The organism is Photorhabdus machadonis (genome assembly GCF_052657765.1).
Genome location: NZ_CP199761.1, coordinates 2,325,746 through 2,350,852, shown reverse-complemented (window position 1 = coordinate 2,350,852; position 25,107 = coordinate 2,325,746). Strand labels below are relative to the sequence as shown.

The 25,107-nt window shown below is 41.1% G+C and carries 18 protein-coding genes and 1 riboswitch; of the genes, 13 read left to right on the top strand and 5 right to left on the bottom strand.

All coding sequences use genetic code 11. The features are described from left to right. Nucleotides 1-21: 21 nt before the first annotated feature. Nucleotides 22-867 (bottom strand): DMT family transporter, encoded by an 846-nt coding sequence (locus tag ACUN2T_RS11210; RefSeq protein ID WP_445497520.1) that lies wholly within the window; start codon nucleotides 865-867, stop codon nucleotides 22-24. A 15-nt stretch (nucleotides 868-882) separates the two neighbouring features. Continuing rightward, a complete protein-coding gene (locus ACUN2T_RS11205) occupies nucleotides 883-2,112 on the bottom strand; it encodes an ATP-grasp domain-containing protein (protein WP_445497519.1) in 1,230 nt (409 codons plus the stop codon). A 439-nt stretch (nucleotides 2,113-2,551) separates the two neighbouring features. Between ACUN2T_RS11205 and ACUN2T_RS11200 the strand changes: the two genes are divergently transcribed. From ACUN2T_RS11200 to asnB, 4 genes are read left to right on the top strand one after another with little or no spacing between them, the layout of a single operon-like run. Beyond that, complete coding sequence (locus ACUN2T_RS11200) at nucleotides 2,552-2,950, top strand: RidA family protein (protein ID WP_445497518.1); 399 nt, start codon at nucleotides 2,552-2,554, stop codon at nucleotides 2,948-2,950. A 50-nt stretch (nucleotides 2,951-3,000) separates the two neighbouring features. Then, nucleotides 3,001-4,305: a 3-phosphoshikimate 1-carboxyvinyltransferase gene (locus ACUN2T_RS11195; RefSeq protein WP_445497517.1), complete on the top strand. Its 1,305-nt coding sequence runs from the start codon at nucleotides 3,001-3,003 to the stop codon at nucleotides 4,303-4,305. Nucleotides 4,306-4,332: 27 nt separating this feature from the next. Continuing rightward, on the top strand, nucleotides 4,333-5,688 hold the full coding sequence (aroA, locus tag ACUN2T_RS11190; protein WP_445497516.1) for a 3-phosphoshikimate 1-carboxyvinyltransferase: 1,356 nt from the start codon (nucleotides 4,333-4,335) through the stop codon (nucleotides 5,686-5,688). A 35-nt stretch (nucleotides 5,689-5,723) separates the two neighbouring features. Continuing rightward, entirely contained in the window at nucleotides 5,724-7,256 is a 1,533-nt protein-coding gene (gene asnB / locus ACUN2T_RS11185; protein ID WP_445497515.1) for an asparagine synthase (glutamine-hydrolyzing), read from the top strand. Nucleotides 7,257-7,345: 89 nt separating this feature from the next. Here the strand turns inward: asnB and ACUN2T_RS11180 are convergent, their stop codons facing one another. Beyond that, the gene (locus ACUN2T_RS11180) at nucleotides 7,346-7,576 is read right to left on the bottom strand and encodes a helix-turn-helix domain-containing protein (protein ID WP_445497514.1); all 231 of its coding nucleotides are present in this window, start codon (nucleotides 7,574-7,576) and stop codon (nucleotides 7,346-7,348) included. Nucleotides 7,577-7,778: 202 nt separating this feature from the next. On the opposite strand from ACUN2T_RS11180, the gene ACUN2T_RS11175 reads away from it, so the two are divergent. From ACUN2T_RS11175 to fbaB, 8 genes are all read left to right on the top strand, one after another. Then, nucleotides 7,779-8,993, top strand: coding sequence for an MdtA/MuxA family multidrug efflux RND transporter periplasmic adaptor subunit (locus ACUN2T_RS11175; RefSeq protein ID WP_445497513.1), 1,215 nt, complete (start codon nucleotides 7,779-7,781; stop codon nucleotides 8,991-8,993). Beyond that, the gene (locus ACUN2T_RS11170) at nucleotides 8,993-12,139 is read left to right on the top strand and encodes an MdtB/MuxB family multidrug efflux RND transporter permease subunit (protein ID WP_445497512.1); all 3,147 of its coding nucleotides are present in this window, start codon (nucleotides 8,993-8,995) and stop codon (nucleotides 12,137-12,139) included. The genes ACUN2T_RS11175 and ACUN2T_RS11170 overlap by 1 nt, the downstream gene beginning before the upstream one ends. Further along, a complete protein-coding gene (gene mdtC / locus ACUN2T_RS11165; RefSeq protein WP_445497511.1) occupies nucleotides 12,136-15,222 on the top strand; it encodes a multidrug efflux RND transporter permease subunit MdtC in 3,087 nt (1,028 codons plus the stop codon). The genes ACUN2T_RS11170 and mdtC overlap by 4 nt, the downstream gene beginning before the upstream one ends. Beyond that, a complete protein-coding gene (baeS, locus tag ACUN2T_RS11160) occupies nucleotides 15,219-16,607 on the top strand; it encodes a two-component system sensor histidine kinase BaeS (protein WP_445497857.1) in 1,389 nt (462 codons plus the stop codon). The genes mdtC and baeS overlap by 4 nt, the downstream gene beginning before the upstream one ends. After that, nucleotides 16,604-17,308, top strand: a complete 705-nt coding sequence (gene baeR / locus ACUN2T_RS11155) for a two-component system response regulator BaeR (RefSeq protein ID WP_445497510.1) — start codon at nucleotides 16,604-16,606, stop codon at nucleotides 17,306-17,308. Before baeS ends, baeR begins: the two co-directional genes overlap by 4 nt. Nucleotides 17,309-17,405: 97 nt before the next feature. Next, nucleotides 17,406-17,750: a YegP family protein gene (locus ACUN2T_RS11150; protein ID WP_445497509.1), complete on the top strand. Its 345-nt coding sequence runs from the start codon at nucleotides 17,406-17,408 to the stop codon at nucleotides 17,748-17,750. A 199-nt stretch (nucleotides 17,751-17,949) separates the two neighbouring features. Next, a complete protein-coding gene (trhP, locus tag ACUN2T_RS11145) occupies nucleotides 17,950-19,326 on the top strand; it encodes a prephenate-dependent tRNA uridine(34) hydroxylase TrhP (protein ID WP_445497508.1) in 1,377 nt (458 codons plus the stop codon). A 2,094-nt stretch (nucleotides 19,327-21,420) separates the two neighbouring features. Continuing rightward, nucleotides 21,421-22,470 carry a class I fructose-bisphosphate aldolase gene (gene fbaB / locus ACUN2T_RS11140; RefSeq protein ID WP_445497507.1) on the top strand — a complete coding sequence of 350 codons (1,050 nt, stop codon included), beginning with the start codon at nucleotides 21,421-21,423 and terminating at the stop codon, nucleotides 22,468-22,470. A 120-nt stretch (nucleotides 22,471-22,590) separates the two neighbouring features. Here fbaB and thiD read toward each other — a convergent pair whose 3' ends face one another. Both thiD and cspE read right to left on the bottom strand, forming a co-directional pair. Further along, nucleotides 22,591-23,391: a bifunctional hydroxymethylpyrimidine kinase/phosphomethylpyrimidine kinase gene (gene thiD / locus ACUN2T_RS11135; RefSeq protein WP_445497506.1), complete on the bottom strand. Its 801-nt coding sequence runs from the start codon at nucleotides 23,389-23,391 to the stop codon at nucleotides 22,591-22,593. Between the two features lie 41 nt (nucleotides 23,392-23,432). After that, a riboswitch (TPP riboswitch) is annotated at nucleotides 23,433-23,525 on the bottom strand. A gap of 115 nt (nucleotides 23,526-23,640) precedes the next feature. Next, on the bottom strand, nucleotides 23,641-23,850 hold the full coding sequence (cspE, locus tag ACUN2T_RS11130) for a transcription antiterminator/RNA stability regulator CspE (RefSeq protein ID WP_011147003.1): 210 nt from the start codon (nucleotides 23,848-23,850) through the stop codon (nucleotides 23,641-23,643). A 589-nt stretch (nucleotides 23,851-24,439) separates the two neighbouring features. Between cspE and pagP the strand changes: the two genes are divergently transcribed. Further along, nucleotides 24,440-25,063 carry a lipid IV(A) palmitoyltransferase PagP gene (pagP, locus tag ACUN2T_RS11125; protein WP_445497505.1) on the top strand — a complete coding sequence of 208 codons (624 nt, stop codon included), beginning with the start codon at nucleotides 24,440-24,442 and terminating at the stop codon, nucleotides 25,061-25,063. Nucleotides 25,064-25,107 lie beyond the last annotated feature (44 nt).

Sequence of the window (25,107 nt, the reverse complement as noted above, 5' to 3'; positions counted from 1 at the left end):
GGAAACAATCCATTATAACAACTACACTTTCAACAGAATAACCCCTGCGATTATGATAATAATGCCCATCCACTGAATGCGGCTCAATCGTTCTCCACGAATAAAAAAACCTAACAAAGCGGTGACTCCACTTGCCAATGAACTCAAAACAGTAACAATCGCAACATGCCCAGTTGCAGAACCGTAAGCCAATGAAGCAAACCCTATCAGGCTAAAAAAACTAATTAAAAAAACCAACGCTATCATTGAAACCGGTGGCAATGATAAATTCCCACTTTTTAATAATGTGAGAAATAAAAGGACTATAGCAGTTAAATAATAAATCCATAACGCATTGATAACACCAAGATCTCTAACAGCAAATTCCCCTTGCAACCAGAAACCTAAACCAAACATCAGCGAAGATAAAAGCGCAAAGAGAATTGAGCCCGACGATTCTCGCTGTCCATCTTTAGATTTCGGCACACTGGTTAAACATGCACCCACAACACAAATAAATAGACTAAATAAAACCAAAACGGTGATCGGCTTCCCACTTATCAATGACAAGAGGGTAGTCACTGCGCCATAAAGCGAAACAATCGGGGCAACAATAGAAGCTTTACCAATCGATAACGCTTTAAGCAGAAATACCATTGCCATTAAATTACAAACAGAAGCAATAACACAAATGGTCAATTGAAAAAAACCAACATTGACAAACGACATCTTGAAATAAAAAAACAGTAATAAAGATAAAACAGAAAAACCAAATAGCTGACTATAGAATAACGCTTTAGCCACACCGATTTTTCTTGCCGCTTGCCCGGCTAAAAAATCAGTACTTCCCCAACACAATGCTGAAATCAACCCCATCAAAATAGCCATAATTATGATCTCTTATTAATTTATTTTTAATTGCACACTGTTAGCAATGCACATTGCATTTTCCATAGCTTCTGTACAGCTATCACCATGAGCTAAAGCATAGCCGACAATAGAACCAAAGTTTTTATTTTTCGACGAAATATTGGAAATACTAAAAGGTGTCTTTTTAAATCCGGCAGAAATGAAATAAGGGGAGTCAGAATCTACGCTGATATCATTCACAATAGCTTCGCCACGATGGAAAATAAAGGCATCAGCAACAAATGGATAGGTCATTACTGATTCTGGTAATATATCGCTTTCTATACCACAAACGAAATCAACCAAATATTTAACCATATTCACCCCGGTGGTCATAAAAATCTGTTGAGCCGCTCTGGCGCCTGCTATACGCAAGTTTATTTCAACTAATACAGGCCCATGAGATGTATAAATAAATTCAACATTTATTGCGCCACCCCGTAACCCCAGAACAGTTACCCACTCTTTCACAAGCTCGCAGGCAATAGTAAATTCAGATTCAGACAGATCAGCAGGATGAGATAAACCTATCATACATAGGCCATCATCAGGAGAAACAAAAATTCTATTAATGCCAATTAAATGCCATTTATCACGACTATAGATCAATTCAGCCCCATAAAAACGGCCTTGAAGGAACTCTTCTATCAAGAATTCCTCATTGACTTTACCAAGCATTGACATTGTGCCATTAGACGAAATGCCTAAAGTCACATTGCGATAATCATCATTAGATTTGCAAAGTGATACCCCATAAGCTCCCGCATCACGGAGTGGCTTAATCACAAATGGAAAAGGAACTTCAGGATTTTCTGGAATATTATTATGAGAAAAAACCTCGTAGGCAGGTTGATAATAACCATGTTGTACAAGGATATCCCTGACATTTTTCTTACTGAATGCATTCCTCAAACCCTTTAGATCGGGATGAGGTAAACCGAACTCTAACGCCACTTCAGACGCCGTGATCATCACATCATCATAACAGCCAAGGATCGCGGCAACAGGAATGTGATTATCTTTAATTAAATTAATGATATCTGTGCAACTGCTCGTATCTATATAGTAAATATTATCGAATAATTCCTTTTTTAAATCATCATATAATTCTTTATTCATTGATGCCATTGAAGTCAACAAAACCGGAGAAAATCCTAAATTTCTAATATAATCAATTGCCAAGCATTCAGTCGGCCTTACTTCAAGAAAAATAAAAACGCCCATATTTACCCCACCATTAATTGCATTTTATTAATATATACTTATCTTTTTCACTCCGAAAACAATCTATATTTATTAATAATAAAATTTTAGACTAGAATTAAAACAAGCTAATTATCATGTATAGTCTCAACAAGGATAATTTTCAAATATAAAAACCATCATAACGCAACATACTTAACGTCTTTAATACGTAACTAATTAAATTTTAATAAAATTTTTTTCACAAAAAAAATAACCTCACAATCAGAAAAAACATTTATTACTTTTTCAAATAAAAAAATCAAAAACTATTCTATTTTAATGTTTAATTTGTTTTGACATATCATCATTTATATACTTTTATTAATACAACGACAATTTACGGATATTTTTTAGTTAATGGAATAAATTGTTTAAATTAATTTATTGTTCCCAGATATTTTTATCTATAGGAGTATTTATGTCGTCTTATGAATTTAAAAAAACGGTATTCAGCCCATCGCCATGGGAAAACAAAATGGGATACTCAAGAGGGAAAAGAGTTGGTAATCAAATCTTTATTGCAGGATGTGTCGCCTCAGACGGTGATGGAAATGTTATAGGGGAAAATGCTTACGAACAAACGCTATTTATTATAGAAAAAATTGAGAAATATTTAAAAGAGCTTGACACAGAACTGGCTGATGTTGTCAGTACGGTAACGCATTTAACTGACTTCGAACATTTTGATGATTATTGCCGAGCATTTAACGAAAAATTTGGCGATATACGTCCTGTTAATACAACAATTGCGGTTAAATCGATGGTAAAGCCAGAACATTATGTTGAAATTACCACTATTGCTATCGACAGCAAATAGTCAAACAAAATAACAATATCAATGGAAATTGATCTACCTGGAGGCTTAGCATGAATAAAATTAACGTGCTCCCTGGTTCCACTCTTAATGGGGAAATAGTCATACCTTCATCTAAGCCTCATATCCAAAGGGCACTACTATTAGCATTGTTAAATGAAGAGAAAACAATAATAAATAATTTATCATGGTGTACCGAAACAGAAGATTTACTTACCGCTTTACAACAATTTGGTCTGAAAATTCTGGATAGAAGTCAAAATCACATCACGTTGAAAGGGGCACATCCAATATATCATTGTCATGGGATTATTCATGCTAATGGTTCTGGTATGCTATTCAGAATAAGTGTCGCTTTAGCCTCACTGACAGAAAAGGAAGTTTATATAAAATGCAATGACTCCCTGTTTAACAGAGAAAGTCTGTATGACGAAGCATTTTTTTCATATCTGAATGTATTTGCAGAAAAGCAACAAGAGAATATCGTTGTTGTTTCCAGGAGGATATCCCCCTCACAATCCCCATTGAACTTCAATAAAAGTACCCAGTTTCTCTCATTCTCTCTTCTTGTCTCACCATTTATTAAAGGAAAAAGTATTATCATCAACAACGACAGTGAAACCAAGAATGGATATGTTGATATAACAATTAAAATGATGGCATTACTGGGGAGTAAAATCACCCGCATAGGCAATGCATTTATTTCCACTGAATATCAAGCAAGGGATATTATCATTAACATTCCTACTGATTTCACATCACTAAGCTACATTGCTTCATCAATATTAAGTATTAATCGGCCAAGCAAAGTGACGATAAGGCATTACTCTCTGGGAAATACTATTAACGAAAGCGTATTATTTAACATATATAAAAGATTTGGTATAAATTTAGAATATAATTCAACGAAGAATGAACTTAATATTAATTTAGCAAGAAAGCGTAACACGATTACAGATGAAATTTACTTAAATGAACTTCCCTCTGTTGCCACTAATATTATCGCAGCAGCGATTAATGGCAAGGGAGATATCACATTTTCCGGGCTTAATGCGATAAATAACCACAAATGTCAACGGGCATTCATTATTAATGAAAATATACGAATGATGGGAGGAAAAAGTTATTTAATTTTTAATGATACTGGTGCTTTCAACAAAATAAAGATTCACAGCAACGGGCCACTAAATGGAGGCGTTGAGGTATTCAGCTATTATGATCATCGGATTTGCGCATCCAATATTATTGCATCACTAGGGGCAAGAGAGCGAACAACGGTTAATAATATTAATAAATTAGATGATGGTTTTCCTGGATTTATCCAATCTTTACGTTCGCTCGGCGCTAGAATAAATTAACTAACAATATAAAAGCGAGATAAAAACATGAAGTACTATGGTAATAATCATCCACCATTTATTGAAATAAATAACACCAAGTCATTAAACGGCTCAATAACTTTACCGGCATCCAAAAGCTCCTCAACCCGAGCCATTCTAACAGCATCACTGACGGAAGGAACAAGTAAAATAAATAATATGGCATCAGGGAACAACACAACAGCGATGAAATTAAACTGTTCCCGTTTAGGCGTATCATTTAATAATGAGATTTTAAGGACCATCGTAACAGGCATAAACGTCAAAAAAATTAATAAAAAAATCATATTTAATCCAGGTAATTCCGGCGTGGTATTACGGCTATTAATGGGAGTATCCGGTTATCTGCCTGATGTCGAATTTATTACAGATTACAGCCACTCTCTTGGTACTCGCTCACAATCAGAAATGGTCAATGCACTAAAATCACTCAACATCCAGTGCACCGCCGTTGGACCTGATTCACATTTGCCGATAAGTATTAAATCAAACAGAAACATCGGTAGTTACACTGAAGTTTCATGCCGAAAAAGCTCCCAATTCCTGAGTGGATTACTTTATTTAGGTGCCATTAGTGAACGGGATCTCCATATAAAAGTGACCGATACAATAACCGCACCATCAATGGTGCATACTACAATTAATAACCTGCGTAAGGCCGGTATTAGTATTGAATATGATGACGAATTCCGCCATTTCTTTACCACAGGAAATAGTCGATTTATCGCATCAGAATTTAATGTCGGTGCCGATCCAGCCAGCACTGCGGCGATCCTTGCACTTTGTACCTCACTTAATTCTGACGTCACCCTAAGCGGTTTCTTTGAGGAGGAATTAGGTAATGGAGCCGTTGTGGACTATTTAATTAACGGTGGAGCTAAAATCAACTTTATCCAGGAAGATTGTCTCAATATTCGCTCCGGAGGAATAATAAAAGCACAGGATTTCGATGGTTCATTAGCGCCCGATGCAGTACCTGCCCTGGCTGCATTAGCAGCGTTTGCCGATGGTAAGAGCGTTTTTTATAACATTGAACATATCCGTTATAAAGAATCCGACAGAATTTCTGATTTTCGGCGGGAATTAGACAAAGTAGGTGTCAGATCAGAAGAGAAACTGGATCAATTAATTATTTACGGCAATCCATATGGATATAAAGGCGGTGTTATCGTTGATGGTCATTACGATCATGGATTAATCATGGCTCTCACGACAATAGGTTTGCATTGTGATGCACCGCTCATTATTCGTGAACCATATCATGTTGGTCAAACCTATCCTGAATATTTCGCCGAAATATCCACATTAGGTGCCAATGTAAATGAACTGAAATATTCCAGCCCTATACCGGAAGACATTTAAATATCATTGATAACTCTTAACCAAAGGAATTCACTATGTGTGGAATTGGTGGTGTTTTTAATACAGAAAACAAGCTTATCGATGATATTGAGAATAAGCTACAGACTATAATGTCAAAAATATCTCATCGGGGTGATTCATCTCGTTTTAATGAGAAAATTGTCAGAAATAACTTTTCAATCGCCACAAACAGGCTTGCTATTGTCGAACGCAACTCAGCATATCAACCTATTTCAAATCAGGAATATGATCTTCATCTTGTTCTGAATGGTCAGATTTATAATTATAAGTCTCTTCGGAATGAATTAATTGAACAAGGTTATCAATTTAAAAATGGTGGCGATGCTGAAGTCGCCCTGATTGCCTATATTTTCTATGGGAAATCATTTATTAAAAAATTGGACGGCATGTTTAGTTTTATTCTATTTGACAATAAGAATAATAAATTCTTGCTAGGCAGAGATCATGTTGGTATAAAGCCGCTATATTACACGCACAAAGAAGGTAATTGGTATGTGGCATCAGAAATAAAATCATTGATCGGATCTAACTCGGACATTAAACTTGTTGAACCCGGTTCAATTTTCGATGGCTTTACCAGTGAGAAATATATTCACTATGACTCAACTATCCTAGCAAGCAGCGATAATTTCGAACAGGCAAAAGAGAAAGTCTACTCACTTTTAGATAATGCCGTCAGAAAAAGAGTTGATACAGACCTCCCCGTGTCAATTATGTTTAGCGGAGGCATAGATAGTACCATCGTGCTTTATCTCGCGAAAAAATATCACCACGATGTTACGGCAATTTCATTTGGTTTACCCGGCTCAAAAGACATTGAGATCGCAAAAAGATATTGTTCTGAAAATAATATAAAACATATTATATATACATTTACCCAGGAAGAATTAATAAATAATATCCAAGATGCCGTTTATTACGGTGAATTTTTCGAACAAATTGATGCTATTGATTCAACTATTGCTCATTTTGGTTACTATATTGCTAATCGCCATGGTTTTAAAATCGCTTTATGTGGAGAAGGTAGCGATGAAATCTTTGCCGGCTATGATTTATTTAAAACACATCCAGATCCCCATAATCTCTCCCTCTATCGATTAAATAACCTGCATAGGACTGATTTACAAAGAGTTGATCGGGCAAGCATGAGAAATACCGTTGAAGCAAGGGTGCCATTTATGGACTCAGCACTGGTTCCTTATGTTTTAAGCCTGGATTTTTCTTACAAATTAAATAACGGAGTGGAAAAATATATTTTACGTGAAGCATTCAGAGGAAAAATACCCGAATATATTATTGACCGGCCAAAAATAAGAATGCCGGATGGTAGCGGTGTAAAAAACACTATCATTGATTATGTTAAGGAGATTAAATGTCATCTGCCAAAGAATATTATTAATAATCTTAATTCTATTGGATTAACCGATCAAAGCTCACTCTATTTTGCTGAAAAATATCTCTCTTTTGGCTACCCATTACCGAAACAACGTTTCAAAGAATCCGGTAAAGATTTCTCAGCATCTGGTTACTTTAATTTCATATCGTAACATTATCGCTGTATTTATTGCTGCATTGTTCATCCTGCTAACAGTGCAGCTATTTTAAGATAGAATATATGGATTTTAATTTTCACTGCTTAAAATCCAACATGATTACCCAAAGATCCGTAATCAATAATTTTAACCCGTTTATTCTTTGACATAATTATCTCTTTCTCATTCAAGCTTTTAATAGCCCGATTTAACCGTCTAACTGAAATACCGAGAATAACAGCTAAATTTTCTCTTTTTTCTAATACAAAAATAGTGCCCTTTTTCTTCGCATTATAATAATGACAAGAAAGTGAAAGTAACAAAACCGCCATCATTTACATAATTCTTGGAGCAGTCTCGAAAAAACTGACAAAAAACACCTCAATTTGCCTTAAAAAGCACTTCCTTAACATATTCTCCACACTTTCTCCATTTTTTAACCTATCCTCACTGGCTAAACTAGCAGAATACGATTAAACCGATATTGCAGTCGGACATAATCAAGCAATACCTTGCATTTAAGAGAATGTCGAAGAAATGAATAAAAATAATAAACGCCGTATCCTCCTTTTCCGTGCAGCGCTAACCGCTGTTGTCATCGCTGCCGCTATATTTATCTGGCACCCATTTAAAACGCCTTCAGCCCTTCAACAATCTGGCGCATCGGGGCAATCCTCTAGTTTAAGTCGCCCTCCTTTGCCTCCTGTTCAAATTGCCACCGCAAAAGAGCAGACCGTACCACGCTTTCTGACTGGACTCGGCACCATTCAGGCCGCCAATACCGCCACCGTGACCAGCCGGGTTGAAGGTCAGCTTATAGCTCTGCACTTTCAGGAAGGTCAACAGATTAAAAAAGGTGATTTATTGGCAGAAATTGATCCTCGCCCTTTTCAAGTTCAGTTAGCGCAAGCCAAAGGCCAACTTGCCAAAGATGAAGCAATCCTGGCGAATGCCCGCCAAGATCTAAGCCGCTACCAGAAACTGGCAAACACTAAACTGATTTCCCAACAAGAAATGGATAATCAGCGTGCACTTGTCCGCCAACATGAAGCCAATCTGAAAGTTGATCAAGCCGCCATTGACAGTGCAAAACTCCAACTCACTTACAGTCGTATTACCGCGCCCATTTCTGGTCGGGTGGGCCTGAAACAAATCGATGTAGGGAATTTTATCGCCAGTGGCAACAATTCTCCTATTGTCGTTATCACACAAACAGATCCCGCAGATGTGCTGTTTTCATTACCCGAAAACGATATCAATGCTGTTTTACACGCTCAAAAAGCGAATCATGATGTCGCTGTCAGCGCATGGGATCGTAACAACCGGCAACCACTTGCCGAAGGAAAATTGCTGAGTATTGATAATCAAATCGATGCGACTACCGGCACCATTAAGCTGAAAGCCCGTTTTGCCAATCAAAGTGGCATTCTGTTCCCGAATCAGTTCGTTAATATCCGGATTAAAGTTGATACGCTGGAAAACGCAGTGGTGATCCCAAACGCTGCTCTGCAAATGGGTAATGAAGGGAATTTTGTTTGGATATTGGGTAAAGATAATAAAGTCAGCAAACATCTGGTCTCAGTCAAATTGCAGGATACACAGCGGGTTGTTATCAATACCGGCCTGGCGGCGGGTGATAAAGTAGTGACTGATGGTATCGATCGCCTGACAGATGGCGCTAAGGTAGATATTGTCACACCAATGGCAAATAAGATTCAGCCGCAAGAACACAGCAAAACGGAGAATTCCTGATGCAGGTAAGCGCCCAAATTCCAGGAGGCGGCCCATCACGCCTGTTTATTCTGCGCCCTGTTGCCACCACACTGTTCATGGTGGCAATCCTGCTGGCAGGAATTATCGGCTATCGCATGTTACCGGTGTCTGCGCTGCCGGAAGTAGACTATCCCACCATTCAGGTTGTCACACTCTACCCCGGCGCAAGCCCTGACGTGATGACCTCTTCAGTCACCGCACCACTGGAACGCCAGCTTGGACAGATGTCCGGCCTTAAACAGATGGCATCCCAAAGTTCCGGCGGAGCTTCCGTTATCACATTACAATTTCAGCTAACTTTGCCATTAGACGTCGCCGAGCAGGAAGTACAAGCGGCCATTAACGCCGCCAGTAACTTATTGCCCAATGACCTGCCCTATCCTCCCATTTACAACAAGGTCAACCCCGCAGATCCCCCTATTCTCACGCTGGCCATCACCTCCGAGGCGATGCCAATGACGCAAATTCAGGATATGGTCGAAACCCGTATCGCACAGAAAATTTCACAGGTAAATGGTGTTGGATTAGTGACACTGGCTGGCGGTCAGCGTCCAGCAGTCAGAGTGAAGTTGAATGCTCAGGCTCTCGCCGCACAGGGATTGGATAGCGAAACTATCCGTACTGCTATCAACAACGCCAACGTTAACTCCGCCAAAGGCAGCCTTGACGGCCCGACCCGTTCTGTCACGCTCTCGGCCAATGATCAAATGAAGTCAGTAAATGATTACCGCAAACTGATCGTTGCCTATAAAAAGGGTGCGCCGGTGCGGTTACAAGACATAGCAACCATTGAGCAAGAGGCCGAAAATACTAAACTGGGTGCATGGGCAAATAACAAACAGGCAATTGTGATTAATATCCAGCGCCAGCCGGGTGTTAATGTGATTAAAACCACCGATAATATTCGTCAGATGTTGCCGGAACTCATTAGCAGTTTACCGAAATCTGTCGATATGAAAATTTTGACCGACCGCACCACAACGATTCGTGCCTCAGTGAAAGATGTTCAGTTTGAGCTATTACTGGCGATTGCACTGGTTGTCATGGTGATTTACCTGTTTTTACGCAACGGCATCGCAACACTTATCCCAAGTATCGCCGTTCCTCTTTCACTGATCGGCACATTCGCCGTGATGTATTTCTGCGGTTTTTCCGTTAATAACCTAACGCTAATGGCGCTCACCATTGCCACTGGTTTTGTAGTAGATGACGCCATTGTGGTCATCGAGAACATCTCCCGCTATATAGAACAAGGGGAAAAACCGATGGCAGCAGCGTTGAAAGGTGCAGGTGAAATCGGTTTTACCATTATCTCCCTGACTTTCTCCTTGATCGCGGTGCTGATCCCACTGCTTTTTATGGGCGATATCGTTGGCCGCCTTTTCCGTGAGTTTGCTATTACCCTGGCGGTGGCAATTCTGATTTCAGCGGTTGTCTCACTGACATTGACACCCATGATGTGCGCCAGAATGCTCAAACCAGAATCAAAGGTAAAACACAATCGTTTTGAACAGGCCAGTGAACGCTTTTTTGAACGGACAATTGCTGGTTATGCCGTATGGCTGAAAAAAGCGCTGAACCATCCGTGGATTACACTTAGCGTCGCCTTAAGCACCCTGGCACTGACTACCCTGCTTTATCTCATTATTCCAAAAGGATTTTTTCCATTGCAAGATAACGGGCTGATTCAGGGAACACTGGAAGCGCCACAATCAATTTCCTTTGCGGCAATGGTGGATAAACAGCGGCAGGTTTCATCCTTATTGTTGCAAGACCCGGCAGTAGAAAATATCACCACATTTGTCGGCATTGATGGCAGCAACCCAACACTGAATAACGGCCAGTTGCAAATCACACTAAAACCACTCAATCAGCGTGATGACAGAATCGCCAAAATTATTCCACGTTTGCAGGAAAAAATTGCGTCTATACCCGATGTAAAACTCTATCTGCAACCCATGCAGGATCTGACGATTGATACTCAGGTTACACGTACCCAATATCAATTTACATTACAGGCGACTTCCCTGAATGAACTGAGTATTTGGGTACCCAAATTACTGGCTGAACTGAAACAGAGATCAACATTAGTTGATATCAGCAGTGACTGGCAAGACCAGGGGCTGATCGCCTATGTTAAAGTGGACAGAGACACCGCCAGTCGATTAGGCATCTCAATGGCAGCCGTAGATAACGCACTCTACAACGCATTCGGCCAACGGCTAATTTCAACCATTTATACTCAGGCTAATCAGTACCGGGTTGTACTGGAACATGATGTGAAATCGACTCCAGGGCTAACAGCATTTGATAACATCCGTCTCCGCGGAACTGACGGCAATATTGTCCCGCTCCGGGCTATCGCCTCCGTAGAACAAACAGTTGGACCACTGGCAATTAACCATCTGGCGCAATTCCCTGCTGCGACATTCTCTTTCAACGTTGCCGAAAACACGTCTCTTGAACAGGCCGTCAATGCTGTTCGTGATGCCGTGCAATTAATCAACATGCCCAAAGACATAACCACCCAGTTTCAGGGCGCAACGCTGGCATTTGAAAGCGCGCTGGGTAATACATTGTGGCTGATCACAGCTGCCGTTATCGCCATGTATATCGTGTTGGGGATCCTGTATGAAAGCTTTATCCATCCGGTGACGATTCTCTCCACTTTGCCAACCGCAGGAGTTGGTGCACTGCTGGCACTGATGATGGCAGGTCATGAACTGGATGTCATTGCGATCATCGGCATTATCTTGCTGATAGGTATTGTGAAGAAAAATGCCATCATGATGATCGATTTTGCACTGGCGGCAGAACGCGAACAGGGATTATCCCCTTACGAAGCGATTTATCAGGCATGTTTATTGCGTTTTCGTCCGATTCTGATGACCACAATGGCCGCATTACTTGGCGCACTACCCTTGATGCTCAGTACTGGTGCAGGTGCCGAATTACGCCGTCCTCTGGGAGTCTGTATGGTGGGAGGACTGATGATGAGCCAGATCCTGACGCTGTTTACCACCCCGGTGATCTATTTACTGTTTGACCGGCTGACGCACTATCGCCGCAACCGCACGTCCTCAGTACCGGATATTTCATCCATTGATCATCAGGAGCCGCGGTGAAATTTTTTGCTTTATTTATCCAGCGCCCAGTTGCTACCACCCTATTAAGTTTAGCCATAACCCTGTGCGGGCTGTTGGGGTTTATCCTGTTGCCGGTTTCTCCTTTGCCGCAAGTGGATTTTCCGGTGATCTCCGTCTATGCCTCATTACCGGGTGCCTCACCGGAGACAATGGCCTCATCTGTCGCGACTCCGCTGGAACGAGCATTAGGCCGAATTGCTGGTGTCAATGAAATGACATCCAGTAGCACCCTTGGCAATACCAATATCACGCTTGAATTCGACCTGAGTCGTGATATTAACAGCGCAGCCCGGGATGTACAGGCGGCATTGAATGCTGCTCAAAGTATGTTGCCTTCCGGTATGCCTGGCAGGCCAGGTTATTACAAAGCAAACCCATCCGATGCCCCCATTATGATCCTGACACTGACTTCTGATACCTATAATCAGGGGCAGCTTTATGATTTTGCGTCTACTCAACTGGCACAAAAAATTGCACAAGTTGAAGGCATCAGTGAAGTCTCTGTCGGCGGCAGTTCATTACCCGCAGTAAGAGTTGAATTGAATCCCAGCGCTCTATTTCATCAGGGTGTTTCTCTGGATACGGTGCGCAAAGCGATCAGCAATGCCAATGTTCGCCGTCCACAGGGTTCTGTGGATTCCGAACAACAACGCTGGCAAGTTAAAACCAATGATGAGCTAAAAACGGCTGAAAGCTATCGCCCGATAATCGTCCACTATAATAACGGCTCACCGGTACGATTGCAGGATGTCGCGAATGTAAAAGATTCTGTTCAGAATGTCAGAGCAGCCGGCATGTCTGGTGGTGAACCAGCTATTTTGCTGATCATTCGCCGTGAAGCCGGCGCGAATATTATCGCCACGGTAAACCGAATTCGTGAACAATTGCCGGCATTGCGTGAATCCATTCCTGCCTCTATTCAGCTTAAAGTAGCTCAGGATCGCACACCGACTATTCGTGCTTCATTGGCTGAGGTAGAACGGGCACTGGTGATTGCTATCGGGCTGGTGATTCTGGTGGTATTTCTGTTTTTGCGTTCTGGCCGGGCAACGTTGATCCCGGCAATTGCGGTCCCTGTTTCACTCATTGGCACGTTTACCGCCATGTATCTGTGTGGTTTCAGTCTGAACAACCTTTCCCTGATGGCTCTGACAATTGCAACGGGATTTGTGGTGGATGATGCGATTGTGGTACTGGAAAATATTTCCCGCCACCTTGAAACCGGTATCAAACCGATGCAAGCCGCACTGCGCGGTGTCCGGGAAGTGGGCTTTACCGTTCTTGCGATGAGTATTTCACTGGTCGCCGTTTTTATCCCGCTTATGCTAATGGATGGGCTGGTTGGCCGGCTGTTCCGTGAATTTGCCATCACCTTAACCACATCAATCGGCATCTCTCTATTGGTTTCTTTAACGCTGACGCCGATGATGTGCGCTCATTTGCTAAAATCCCAACCGCCCAAAGCGCAGGAAAAAATCCGTGGATTCAGTAAAGTTCTGCTGAAAATTCAACAAGGTTATGGGCGTTCCCTGATGTGGATACTGAATCATAGCCGTTGGGTATTGTTAATCTTGGCGGGTATCATTGCCCTGAACATCTGGCTCTATATCAACATCCCAAAAACTTTCTTCCCAGAGCAGGACACCGGTCGGTTGTTGGGGTTTGTCCGAGCAGATCAAAGTATTTCTTTCCAGTCTATGCGTGAAAAAATGAAAAATTTTATGCAGACAATCAATGCCGATCCTGCGGTAGACAGCGTTACCGGTTTTACAGGTGACGGACGGGTCAATAATGGCTTTATGTTCATCTCTTTGAAACCATTGAAAGAGCGCTCAGACAGTGCCGAACAAATTATTTCACGCCTGAGAATCAAACTTGCCAATGAGCCGGGGACAAACCTGTTTCTCATTCCAGTACAGGATGTTAGGGCTGGCGGTCGCCAATCTAATGCAAGCTACCAATTTACATTGCTAGCAGATGATCTCAATGATCTCCGCAAATGGGAACCCATTATCCGCAAAGCACTAGGGCAACTGCCTCAACTGACCGATGTTAATTCCGATAAAGAAGATAAAGGGGCTGAAATGGCAATAATCTATGATCGCGACATCATGTCGCGGCTGGGAATTAATGTCAGTGAAGCAAATAGCCTGCTGAATAATGCTTTTGGTCAGCGGCAAATATCCACTATTTATCAGCCACTAAATCAGTACAAAGTAGTGATGGAAGTTGCACCGGAATATACGCAGGATGTCAGCGCACTGGAAAAAATGTTTGTGATAAATAATCAAGGAAAAGTGATTCCCCTCTCTTACTTTGCCCACTGGCAACCGGCCAACGCGCCGTTAAGTGTGAATCATCAAGGGCTTTCTGCTGCATCTACTATTTCTTTCAATGTACCGACAGGTTATACCCTCTCCGATGCTATCAATGCGATTGAAAGAACCATAACCGGACTGGGTGTGCCCTCAACGGTTCGCGGTACTTTCGCCGGTACCGCCCAGATTTTTCAGGAAACCCTGAAATCACAATTATTCCTGATCCTGGCTGCCATTATGACTGTCTATCTGGTACTGGGGATACTGTATGAAAGTTATATCCATCCACTGACCATTCTTTCTACTCTACCTTCTGCCGGGATTGGTGCCCTGCTGGCACTGGAACTGTTTGACACACCATTCAGCCTGATCGCGTTAATCGGCATCATGTTGTTGATTGGCATCGTGAAAAAAAATGCCATTATTATGGTGGATTTTGCCATTGAAACTCAGCGTAACGGTAATATCTGCGCCCGTGACGCGATATTCCAGGCCAGCCTGTTACGTTTCCGCCCGATTCTGATGACCACACTGGCCGCCTTGTTTGGTGCTCTGCCTCTGGTTTTGAGCAATGGCGATGGGGCGGAACTACGCCAACCATTGGGAATAACCATCGTTGGTGGCTTGGTCATGAGCCAACTTTTGACACTCTATACCACCCCGGTTGTCTATCTCTGTTTTGATCGGCTGAGAGAGAAATGGCAACAACGGCATGCCTCCAAACAGATTACGGGGCAACAATGAAACTAGGGATCAGCGGTAAGCTGTTTATGGCTATCTTCGCTACGTGTATGCTGGTACTTATCACCATGCACTGGGGCGTAAGAAGCAGCTTTCAACATGGTTTTATGGGCTACATAAAACAAAATATCCAGTTACGCACCTCTATGCTAGCTGAAGCACTGGCTGAACAATATCAACAATATGGTAGCTGGAAATTCTTAAAGAAAAATGACCGGATCATTTTTCAAATCATTCGTTCCATTGAACAAACCAGCGAAAGCCGTCAAGGTCCAGCGCCCCGTGGCTGGCGAACGCAATTCTGGGTAGTGGACAGTGATATGAAACTGCTGGTTGGTCATGACGGTAAAATTCCAGAAGATACCTATCGCAAACCAATCACTTATAATCATCAAGTTGTTGGCTGGGTCATTATCAGTGCATCAGACAAAATTACCCGTCAAGCAGATATCAGTTTTGATCGCCAGCAACAACTGACAAGCTGGATAATTGCCAGCTTGTCTACTCTGCTGGCTATCATCGCCACGTTATTGTTATCCCGCGGCATGTTAAAACCTGTTAAGCGCTTGGTCGAAGGGACACATAAACTGACGTCGGGCGATTTCAGTGTCCGGGTAACACCATCAAGTAAAGATGAAATCGGTCAACTTGCCCACAATTTTAACCAGCTCGCCAGCACGCTGGAAAAAAATGAGCAAATGCGCCGCGATTACATGGCAGATATTTCTCATGAACTGCGCACTCCCCTTTCCATATTGCGCGGTGAGCTGGAAGCTTTACAGGATGGCGTTCGCCAACCAACAGACGAAACACTGAATTCGTTACTGGCAGAGATCACCACATTGACTAAACTGGTTGATGATCTACATCAGCTCTCTTTATCAGATCGCGGATCGTTGGCATACCGGAAAGAATTTATCAATATCAGTGAGTTACTTCAAGCAGCTATCGCCTCTTATCGTGGGCGCTTCCTTGATAAGCAAATTCAGATGGATGTTAAGCTGCCTGAAACTATCATGATGTTTGCTGATCCAGGCAGATTGACTCAGCTTTTTCATAATTTGCTGGAAAACAGCCTTCGCTATACCACTGATAATGGAAAACTGACTATTAAAGGGAATTTTGATAATAATCGCTTTATATTGAACTGGCAGGACAGCGAACTAGGCCTGTTACCCGAGCAATGCCAACGGGTTTTTGAACGGTTCTACCGCAATGAATCCTCACGAAACCGCACCAGTGGTGGATCAGGGCTTGGGTTGGCTATTTGCTATAACATCGTTGAAGCACATAACGGTACGATCTGTGCTGAACCCTCACCTTTAGGTGGTTTGAGAATTATCGTAGAATTGCCGCTAACTGAATCCCCTGCCAGTGAAACGATATGAGTACAGAATCTGACCATTATACTGTTCTGATTGTTGAAGATGAACCAAAGCTCGGCCAGTTGTTGGTTGATTACCTGCGCGCGGCTGATTACGAAACTCAATGGCTGCTGCGTGGCGATGACGTTGTTCCCCATGTACAGCAACATAATCCAGATATTATATTGCTAGATCTGATGCTGCCAGGTTGTGATGGCATATCTGTCTGCCGGGAAATCCGTCACTTCTCTGACGTGCCGATTATTATGGTTACCGCCAAAACGGAAGAAATTGACCGTTTATTGGGGCTGGAAATTGGAGCGGATGATTACATTTGTAAACCTTACAGCCCGCGTGAAATTGTCGCACGAGTTAAAACCATTCTTCGCCGCTGTTACCGGCCACAGGATATTGTCAGGCAAAGTGATTTGCACATTGACGAGGCCTGCTTCCAGGCGCGTTACTGCGATAAAATACTGGATTTGACACCGGTTGAATTCCGGTTATTAAAAACGATGGCAAGTCGTCCAGGGCAAGTGTTTTCTCGTGATCAATTACTGAACAAGCTGTATGACGATCACCGGATCGTGACAGACCGGACTATTGATAGCCATATTAAAAACCTGCGCCGTAAACTGGAGCAATTGGACAATGATAAAACGTTCATTCGTTCCATTTATGGACTGGGTTACCGGTGGGAAGCGAATATATGCCGTTTGTTATAACTGTCACACTTTAACCGAATTAAATTTCTCTCAACCTTTCGCCGGTCAGAAATTCAGCTATATTAAAAATACTTACCTATAATTGGAGGGATTTCTTATGGCTGTAGGCTATTATGATCTGAGAAGAGCAAAAAACAAGCAGTATTATTTCAATTTAAAAGCATCGAACGGTGACGTTATCCTCACCAGTGAAATGTACACCACAAAGGCAGCGGCGAATAAAGGGATTCGTTCTGTCCAGGCAAACTCACCGGCAGAAAAAAACTTCGAAATCAGGGAACACAAGTCTGGCAAGCATCATTTCGTGCTGAAAGCCAGGAACTATCAAGTCATTGGTATCAGCGAATCTTGCGATAATGAAGCCATTGCCAAAAAGGGCATTCAGTCTGCGATTAAAAATGGTGCCAGTGAAAATGTCCGGGATCTGACAAAGTCAGAGTGATATTTTTTCATCATAAATTGCACCTTATCAGTTGAAATCAATATTCAACTGATAAGGTGCATCTTCATCGACCAACAGAACTGAGCACTTCAAGCTAATAAATTTGTATCCTCAACAAATTAAGCGTTAGAATCCTCCGCCTTACCCTCACTTTTTGTAGTGAAAATTGCGCTGAACTCAGACCGAGAATTTTTTAAACATGTTTACTCCAGAATTACTTTCCCCTGCTGGTTCGCTGAAAAATATGCGCTATGCTTTTGCTTATGGCGCGGACGCAGTCTATGCCGGTCAACCACGTTACAGCCTGCGTGTTCGCAATAATGAATTCAATCACGAAAATCTGGCGCTAGGCATCAAAGAAGCGCATGAGCTTGGCAAACGTTTTTATGTCGTGGTGAATATTGCGCCGCATAATGCCAAGCTGAAAACCTTTATCCGTGATCTGAAACCTGTCGTTGAAATGGGACCTGATGCGCTAATTATGTCCGATCCCGGACTGATTATGTTGGTTCGGGAAGCTTTTCCCGAAATGGAAATTCATCTTTCCGTTCAGGCTAACGCCGTTAACTGGGCGACAGTCAAATTCTGGCTACAAATGGGGCTGACCAGAGTCATTCTCTCCCGTGAACTTTCTCTGGATGAAATTAACGAGATTCGCCAGCATGTTCCCGATATGCAGCTGGAGGTTTTCGTACATGGTGCACTGTGCATGGCCTATTCCGGTCGCTGCCTGTTATCCGGTTATATTAATAAACGTGATCCAAATCAAGGAACATGCACTAATGCCTGTCGTTGGGAATATCATGTTCAAGAAGGCAAAGAGGATGATATCGGTCATATTATGCATATGCATGAACCTATACCGGCAAAAAATATCGAGCCTACATTGGGAGAGGGTGCACCAACAGATAAAGTATTTATGTTCGAAGAAGCGAAACGCCCAGGCGAATTTATGTCGGCTTTTGAAGATGAACATGGTACTTATATCATGAACTCCAAAGACTTACGCGCGATTGAGCATGTTGAGCGATTAACTAAAATGGGCGTTCACTCTTTGAAAATCGAAGGACGGACAAAATCTTTCTATTACTGCGCCCGCACAGCACAAGTTTATCGCAGAGCCATTGATGATGCTGTTGCAGGAAAACCATTTGATCCAACCCTGCTGACAACGCTGGAAGGACTTGCTCACCGTGGGTATACCGAGGGTTTTTTGCGCCGTCATACCCACGATGCCTATCAGAGTTATGAATACGGCCATTCAATATCCAACACCCAACAATTTGTCGGCGAATTTACGGGAAAATGGGTCAACGGATTGGCTGAAGTTGCAGTTAAGAATAAATTCATGGTTGGAAACAGTCTCGAATTAATGACACCATCAGGCAATATCCAGTTTACACTAGAGGCAATGCAAGATAAAAAAGGCCAACCAATGGAAGTTGCTCCTGGAGATGGGTATATTGTCTATTTACCAATCCCTAAACAAATTGATATTAATTACGCCTTATTAATACGCAATCTAAATGGTATTAGTTCTCAATATGCTCAAACGAGCCGAAACTCAGACAAATAATCACCAATATACCCTTTTGGTGATGATATATTTCTTTTTTTAGAAACAGATCACATCAATACTATTTTATTTACCGTATTATTGTTGGTGAAAAATAAAAAATCAAAAAAGTTTTACAGCAAGACTAGGAACCACCTCCTTGGCCGGCTCAATCTCCCTTGAGCTGGCCTTTTCTTTATCTCTCCAATAAATAAAATCAACAAGTTACAGGATTTATTTACATGATTAATTAAATAGATAAACTTAACTATTAAATTAATAAACCTTTATATTAATATGTTTCTTGTACTCTATGCATTAATAAGAAAATATTTCTACTTATTGAAATATCACACTATCTAAAGAAATTTATTTAAAATTTTCCACTGTTCAATAATGTAAGAAATTCATCATATTTAGACCAAATATTATACAATTCGATAGAATTAGTCAGCTGAAAATTATGAAAATAGATAATTGCAATTTACTTATTGTTAAAACTATTAGTTCAACATTTACCTGACTATTCTGGTTATCAACACAGAACAACTTCTGTTTCATGTATCCATAATATTAACAAGGGTAAAATAGCACTCATCGACCAAAGTCTGGTGAATAACAATGCAGCACATCCCGTATCTCACAAGGATAAAGTTGATATTCATCTTAGCCTTACAACAAGTACTGGTTAGCAAATCAAAAGACAACAGAAACACATTTCTGCATTGGAGCTGAGTGAAAAATATCATCTGGCAATAACACTCAGGAAAAGTCAATCTGGTGAGTAATAGCATGAGCATTCCATCCTATCTATCAAACGCAATATCTTCCATCAACAGGCCAAAAATTGGATAAGATACTGTTTTACAATGAGAAAAAAATGATGGGACGTAACAGATAAATATTTATTACCAATGGAAGAAAGTTAAATATCACCATTGGCAATAAAAAACAGTGGATAATTTTTTATCTGTGAAAAAATAAAATTATATTGATGTGTTTTCCAATTAGTTCACTAATTGATGAATACGGGCTGAAACTAAAAATTTAATACAATAATTATTTCAAATTATAATCATTTTTATGACAGGATAAATAACCACATTGATTGTTGCTTACAGAATTATATATTATTTAAAACTGTAATGAACCAGAACCTTATTTATTTTATATAATCAGGATAAATTAATTGCCGAAATAAAAAATTATATAAAAATGAAATCAATTTAATTTATACAAATAAAAATCTCAAAATATTAACATCTGACCTTATAAAGATAATTAAAATAACATCAGGATACATTGTTTTTTTGTGCGTATTTTACGCACTCAATGAACTTGTTTATGCGAATGCACAATCCAATAATATCAATCACACAGTTTAATATCTCTTACATAGACATGAGGAGACCTCCAGGATATTATTTAACATATCAACTAGTTACCACCCTTAAGTTTATAGTCCATATATAAAGCGATCGGAAAAATCCAAAAAACCTAAACCACAAATATTATATAAAAATAGTTTAATTTCATTCCTTTAATTATGCCGCCATTTATCCCCCCTATAACCTTCCCAAGAGGGGTTGTATTTTTCGTGTGTCATCATGAAACCGCTTTTAATGTTCTTAAAATCAAAAGTCATCACATGAGTATTTAACGGATGGCATTTACAATTTAAGTGAAAGAATACGACCATCTGAAAATCTTCATCTCGATCGTACAGCCCTATATTTTCCTCCACCTTAAAGGTGCAGGCTTTTATAATACTTAAAACTGAGGAACAGAAGATAAATCCCCAACATCAAAATCCGATTTAACCTGACGAGATTGGAATAGATATTTAAATATGAAAATCACATCAGTAGAGCAGAAATATTTTAAATTCCATTTTCCAAAACCTCACCTGTAAACAAAATCATTCCCTTGAATACATAAATCACTTGAAAGTATGATAATGTGGCTCTTACGTTAAAAGGGTTCCTTTTCAGGCCATAAATTTCTCTTTTAAAACCGACCTGAAGCGATCCACTACCACTTACCTCCTAATACAACTTGTTATTTTAAAACGGATAAATGACAATCAATAGTGTTTTTTATGAACTGGAGTAAGACATGACTGATATCGCTAAGTTGTTAGGCAAAGATGCAGACAGTTTATTGCAGCATCGTTGTAGCACCATTCCGAGTGAAAATCTTTATCTGCCAGGCTCCGATTTTGTTGACCGCGTCATGATCGACAATAATCGGCCAAATACGGTTCTGCGCTCCATGCAAACATTGCTAAATCATGGTCGCCTTACCGGTACTGGCTATTTATCTATTTTGCCGGTGGATCAAGGTGTAGAACATTCTGCTGCCGCTTCTTTTGCCGCGAACCCACTCTATTTTGATCCGAAGAATATCGTTGAACTGGCTATTGAAGCAGGCTGTAACTGTGTCGCCTCTACTTATGGCGTGTTATCCGCAGTTTCCCGTCGCTATGCTCATAAGATCCCGTTTCTGGTTAAACTGAACCACAATGAAACATTGAGTTATCCTGCTCAATATGATCAAACTTTATATACCCGCGTTGAACAGGCATTTGAGATGGGTGCGGTAGCCGTTGGTGCAACTATTTACTTCGGCTCTGCTGAATCACGTCGTCAAATTGAAGAAATTTCAGCAGCCTTTGAACGAGCGCATGAATTAGGCATGGTCACGGTATTATGGGCCTATCTGCGTAACTCCGCTTTCAAAAAAGAGGGAGTGGATTATCACGCCAGCGCAGATTTAACCGGCCAGGCTAACCATTTAGCCGCCACTATCGGTGCCGATATCGTTAAACAGAAAATGGCTGAAAATAATGGCGGCTATACTGCGATTGGTTTTGGTCATACAGATAAACGCGTTTACTCCAATTTGACCACCGATCACCCAATCGATCTGGTTCGTTATCAGATAGCTAATTGCTACATGGGTCGTGCCGGCTTGATTAACTCAGGCGGCGCATCCGGTGATAATGATTTGAGTGATTCAATTCGTACCGCCGTCATTAATAAACGTGCAGGTGGTATGGGGTTGATCCTCGGTCGTAAGGCTTTCAAAAAATCCATGAAAGAGGGGGTTGAACTGATTAACGCGGTTCAAGATGTCTATCTGGATCAACAAGTGACTATCGCTTAACAAGGCTTGTCATCGGTGATGATGAATAAAATCGTGAAGACATTAGACATTCTGAGCCATATTGCTCTCATAGCACAGGCATCTTACCCTTCATGACTCATTATCACCGAATCACGCCCCTCACCACCACCGATGAAAATGATGTACAGGCCCAATTCCGGTTCCGACGTCCAGATAATCCGCCTGTTCTAATGCCGCCTGGAGGTAAGATTTGGCAACAGGAAGCGTTGTCTGCCAATTCGGATAACGTGGACGCAAAGCCGCTAATGCCGCAGAGAGAGTACATCCTGTACCATGAGTATGACGAGTCTTGATTCTGGGAGCAGTGAAACGCCATTCTCCATTCCCCGTAAATAGCCAATCAGGGCTTTCACAGTCGGTAAGATGTCCGCCTTTAAGTAAAACCGCTTCGCATCCCAGTGATAATAATTCACGTCCTTGTTTTTGCATGTCTGCTTCGGTTTCTGCTACAGAGCATCTCAATATGGTCGCCGCTTCCGGTAAATTCGGCGTCATCAACGAAACCTTCGGTAATAGCCGTTCAACAACCGCAGAAACCGCTTCCGGTGCCAGCAACAGAGCACCGCTTTTCGCAATCATCACCGTATCCAATACAACATAAGGTACTGAATAACGGCTTATGGCATCTGCAACTACTGCAACATTGGCCGCGTTAGATAACATGCCTATCTTGGCGCTATCGATTCTGATATCTGACAGCACAGAATCAAGCTGTGCTGCAACGAAAGCAGGATCTATGTCATAAACAGATTGTACGCCATGCGTATTTTGTGCAACGAGAGCTGTCATTACTGTTGCGCCATAAGCACCAAGCGCAGAGAAAGTTTTTAGATCAGCTTGAATACCAGCACCACCGCTAGGATCAGTCCCGGCAATTGTCAGTGAATTGATTCTTACCATAGGTACGCCTTCCCACCAGCAAAAGTAAAGCAGGTATCAGGAAAAAGACACCTTGACTTCCCTACGCTGGCATTATCCAGATCAGGTATTACGGGTTCATCTCAGCTCAGTGAAGAGCACCCCGAGTCAAAACAAAAACACCCTATTAGATAACCAACAGGGTGATATCGGTATGTCATTGTTGCCAATAAAAAACCAATTAAGACAACAAATTTACTTCGTCAATTCAAGATGATTGACAAAAAGAAGTTATGCTGCTGTGACGTTTGCCGCAGAAGGACCTTTCTGACCGTCCTGAATTTCAAACTCAACTTTTTGACCTTCTGCCAAAGTTTTAAACCCTTCGCTCTGAATAGCGCTAAAATGTACAAACACATCTTTGCTGCCATCAGCTGGAGTAATAAAACCAAAACCTTTAGATTCGTTGAACCACTTTACAGTACCAGTGATTTTTGCCATTTTAAGAATTTCCTTTGGATCACTTAATTCTAATTCGCCGTTCGGCGCAACATAAAAACCAGAGCGAGTTGCTGCTATTAACAGAACCGTACCTCGTTTACTCGAACGATTTATCACATATTCTTAATATGATGGCAAGCCATTTTTTATCAGCTATGGAGCTAACGCACATATTTAAAATTCTTAACAACAATTATTGTTTAACATAACCGCAAAAATTTGAAAATCCAAGGTTATCCTAATTAGCTTACAGTTTATCCACTCAACAAAATCCCAAATAATATAAATAATTTTAATTTATTTTGTCTGTCTTATTATTAGAGTCTTTATATCTATGGTCTGTCTACAAGCGAGAATCACCCCCTCTTTGAGTGAAAGAAAGAGTCAGCACATTTCCCAATATTCGTCAGTCTAGATATCAGTATTAAATATACTCATTTAATACATATAACATCTTAATATTAATTTCTCGTTTAAGTTTTATTTAAAATAGCAAGAGTAGAATTCTTGAATTTAGATGTTTGTCATATTTTTCGTGACGCAAAGGATCTTCCCAATTTATGTCGCCGGGAAATTGGAGCAATAAATAATGAAGTTTGATTTAACCGCAGCCTGTGCCTTACCAGTAACTTTTCTCGTCTCAGCTGGAACAGTGTTCGCAACAACGGCAAATACCACCAATCAATCATTAACAACCACGGAATCCCATACACAGACCAGTTATAGCAACAGTTCAGACAGTTTATGGGGAAAATTCAACAATAATGTCGCTCTCACTTGGGATACTCCCAGCAATGAACTTTATCTGCCGGTAATTACTTGGCATAACAGATTTACCTACGATGAAGAAAAAATTGACAAATATAATGAGCAGCCCTGGGGTTTCGGTTATGGTAAATACCGTTACGACGAAGACAATGACTGGCATTCTCTCTATGCTATGGCTTTTATGGATTCTCATAACCGTTTGGAACCCATCGTTGGTTATGGGTTTCAGAAAATGTGGATACCCGGTGATTTAGATGGCTTTCGAATGGGTATTGGTTTCACTTTAAGTGTCACAGCCCGCCATGATTATTACTATGTTCCTATCCCACTCCCACTACCGCTATTCTCCATAGAATACGATCGGTTATCGTTTCAGGGGACATACATTCCCGGCACATATAATAACGGTAACGTACTCTTCGCCTGGTTACGCTGGCAATGGTAACCAGATAAAAAATACCAGGCTGTGGGTGACATCAGCCTGGTATC